We start from the raw sequence: 581 nt of genomic DNA on the forward strand, positions 1-581 counted from the left end.
GTGGTGGCGCACGAGGCGGCGGGGCCCGCGGGCCGCGGGGCCCGGTCCCGGTGGCGCAGCGCCCGGGACCGGTGGCGCCGCCGGTGGCGGGGCGCCCCCCTGCTGCGGGTGCTGGTGCGGCTGTGGCTGGCCGGGTCCGTGCTGGCGGGCCTGCTCGTCCTGGACCGCGTCGACGCCGGGCTCGCGCAGGTGCACGACCCGGGCGAGGGTTCCGGGGGCTTCGGCGCGGTCGCGCGCCCGGGCACGCTGACCGACCCCGCCGGCGCCCTCGCCGTGGTGGGGGCCTGGCGGGGGTGGGGGGTGGAGACCTCCCTGGTGCCGCCGGACCACCTGCTGCGGGGTTACGCGGTCGTCGACGTCCTGTTCGTCGCCCTGCCGCTGGCGGCGCTGCTGTCCTCGGCGGTCGCCGCGCTGCGGGCCCGGGTGGACACCGCCGCCTCCCGTCCCGCGCGCGCCGTGGCGGGAGGGCTGGGCGGTGCCCGCTGGGCGGTGCGCGTCTACCTCCTGGCGGACGTCGGCGAGACGGTGGGCCTGGCGCTGCTGTGGGAGCGGCTGGGGACGCCGGCCGCGACGGCGATCGG

General features: G+C 81.4%; 1 protein-coding gene. It reads left to right on the top strand.

Translation table 11 applies throughout. The features are described from left to right. Nucleotides 1-108 precede the first annotated feature (108 nt). Nucleotides 109-581, top strand: a 473-nt coding sequence (locus ABEB16_RS22375; protein WP_345714353.1) for a hypothetical protein, incomplete at its 3' end; no start/stop codon positions are given.

This window comes from Kineococcus glutinatus, from assembly GCF_039542765.1.
Taxonomy (GTDB): Bacteria; Actinomycetota; Actinomycetes; order Actinomycetales; family Kineococcaceae; genus Kineococcus_A; species Kineococcus_A glutinatus.